The sequence below is a fragment of the uncultured Agrococcus sp. genome (genome assembly GCF_945915485.1).
Taxonomy (GTDB): domain Bacteria; phylum Actinomycetota; class Actinomycetes; order Actinomycetales; family Microbacteriaceae; genus Agrococcus.
On sequence record NZ_CAMEFJ010000165.1, the window covers coordinates 1 to 2,797 of the forward strand.

Here is a 2,797-nt window from a genome sequence, read left to right on the forward strand (position 1 = left end):
CGAGTCGGAAACGCGTTGTGGACGCTCGCTCAGCAGGCAGAAGCGGACTCGGACGCCCAGTTCCAGTTCGTGACGGGTTTCGCGAACATCGCGAGCACGGACGAGCACGTCTCTGCGCTCGCTGCGCTGCGCGAAGGTCGCACCTCGCTCGAGTGCCTCGAAATCGACACGGACCTCTCCTGGCAATTGCTCGACGGCCTTGTACACAACGGAGCCGCTGGAGAACAGGAGATTGCGGCAGCGCACGAAAAGGACAACACTGCCAACGGTGCACAAGCCGCCGTGCGGGCTCGTGCGCTCATCCCCACGCCCGAGGGTAAGCGGGCAGCGTTCGACTCCGTCGTGCTGGAGGAGACGCCGAACATGATCGTTCGGTACACGGGTCTCGGTCTCGGCCGCGCCAACGATCCCTCCACGCTCGCGACACTCATCGAGCCCTATCACGCTGCGATCGACACGATTTGGGAGCAGCGTTCTTACCAGATGGCAGAAGAGCTCATCAAGGGTCTCTACCCGAGTTCCGTAGCGTCTGAAGAACTCGCTGAGGCGACCAGGGCGTGGTTGAACGAGCGCGAACGCGCAGCGGGGCTGACACGCCTGGTGCGCGAGCTGCTCGACGATGTCGAGCGTGCGCTCTCGAACCAGCGTCGCGACGCACAGGACACGGGCAAGTAGCGGAGGGGCGGTGAACGAGAACGAGCAGAGCACGGGGCAGCCCGGGCCGATGCAGCCACGGCCGATGCAGCCACGAATGGGCGAACACGGCCCCTCCCTCGGGCAAACGCTGTTCGAGGCCGTCGGCGGTATCGACTTCTTCAACGATCTCGTTCACCGCTTCTACGATCGAGTCTGGGAAGACGAGGTCATGCGGCCCATGTACCCGCAGGACGACCGTGAAGGAGCCGAATGGCGTCTCGCGAACTTCCTGGCGCAGTACTTCGGCGGCCCGAGCGAGTATTCGCAGCAGCGAGGGCATCCGAGGCTCAGGATGCGGCACGCGCCCTTCCGCATCGATCAGGATGCCCGCGAACGCTGGCTGCGTCACATGAACGCTGCTCTCGACGAGCTCGAGGTCGCACCACTGCACCGCGCCGAGATGACCGACTACTTCGAACGCGCTGCGACTGCCATGATCAACTTCAACCCGGCCTTCCAAGGGCCGCAGAGCTAGAGGAGGCTCCCCGTGCGTACACACTCCACCGACGTCGTCATTATCGGTGCAGGGCTCGCGGGGCTCGTGACGGCCGCGGAAGCTGTCGCGCGTGGACGTCACGTCATGATCATCGACCAGGAGCCGCATCGATCAATCGGCGGTCAGGCGTTCTGGTCGTTCGGGGGATTGCTGCTGATCGACACCCCTGAGCAGCGCAGGCTCGGCATCCGGGACTCCTACGATCTCGCCCGTGGCGATTGGCTGCACGCGGCCGGCTTCGACCGCGATACCGATGAGTGGGGCCGCAAGTGGGCCGACGCATATCTCGGCTGGGCCGCAGGAGACATGCGGGGCTGGCTGCGGGAGCGCGGAGTATCGTTCTTTCCCGTCGTCGGGCACGCGGAACGCGGCCCACTGGTGCCGGGCGGCTACGGAAACTCGGTACCCCGCTTCCACATCGTATGGGGCACGGGCCCCGGCATCGTCGCGCCGTTCACGAGGCTCGTGCGGGCGGGAGTCGAAGAAGGGCTGGTGACGCTCCGGTTCCGACATCGCGCTGATGCGTTGATTTTCGAGAACGATGCAGTCGTCGGAGTACGCGGCACGGTGCTGGCCGAGGATCTCGCGATCCGCGGTGAGGCGTCGGGCCGGGACGTCGTTGACGACTTCGAGATCCGTGCCGAGTCGACCGTGGTCGCGAGCGGCGGTATAGGAGGCGCTATCGAACAGGTTCGAGAGCACTGGCCGGAGTCGCTGGGGGCAGCACCGACCGACATCGTCAGAGGCGTGCCCGAGCACGTAGACGGCCGGGGCGTCGAACTCGCCAGGGTGGGAGGCGCCAACGTCGTCAACGACGATCGCATGTGGCACTACACCGAGGGGCTCAAGAACTGGGACCCAGTGTGGGAGAACCACGGCATCCGCATCCTGCCAGGGCCGTCGAGTCTGTGGCTCGACCAAAGAGGCCGCCGGCTCCCATCACCCCTCTATCCGGGGTTCGATACGCTCGGCACGCTCGAGTACCTGCGCCGCGGGGGCAACGATCACTCGTGGTTCGTGCTCACGAAGTCGATCATCGAGAAGGAGTTCACGCTCTCCGGATCCGAGCAGAACCCCGACCTGACCCAGAAGAACGTCAGGCTGCTGGCGAACCGGATCCTGCCGGGTGCGCCCGGCCCCGTGCAGGCCTTCCTGGATCATGGAGAAGACTTCATCGTCGCCGATTCGCTCAGTCAGCTGCTCGACAGGATGGAAGCGTTGCAGGGCACGGTTCCTGGCGAAGGCATCGACCGGGATGCCGTAGCCGCCGCGATCGCCGAGCGCGACCTCGAGATCAACGACCCTGCATCCAGCGACGACCAGGTTCGTGCCATCCATGCGGCACGAAACTTCGTCGGCGAACGGCTCGTGCGGACCGCGAAACCGCACCGCATTCTCGACGAGCGGCACTGGCCCCTCATCGCCGTCAAACTGCACACGCTGACGAGAAAGACGCTCGGGGGCATCCAGACGGACCTCACGTCACAGGCGCTGCGAGCCGACGGCTCCTCGATTCCCGGGCTGTATGCGGTCGGCGAGGCAGCCGGGTTCGGCGGAGGCGGCGTGCACGGTTATCGGTCGCTCGAGGGGACGTTCTTGGGTGGG

The 2,797-nt window shown here is 65.6% G+C and carries 3 protein-coding genes; all 3 read left to right on the forward strand.

Annotation, left to right across the window (positions count from 1 at the left end):
• On the forward strand, positions 1 to 675 hold a 675-nt coding region (locus Q0O95_RS13940; RefSeq protein WP_293699932.1), incomplete at its 5' end, for an ERAP1-like C-terminal domain-containing protein.
• A 10-nt stretch (positions 676 to 685) separates the two neighbouring features.
• Positions 686 to 1,171, forward strand: coding sequence for a globin (locus tag Q0O95_RS13945; RefSeq protein WP_293699935.1), 486 nt, complete (start codon positions 686 to 688; stop codon positions 1,169 to 1,171).
• Positions 1,172 to 1,183: 12 nt separating this feature from the next.
• A partial coding sequence (locus tag Q0O95_RS13950) for an FAD-binding dehydrogenase (RefSeq protein WP_293699938.1) occupies positions 1,184 to 2,797 on the forward strand: 1,614 nt, incomplete at its 3' end.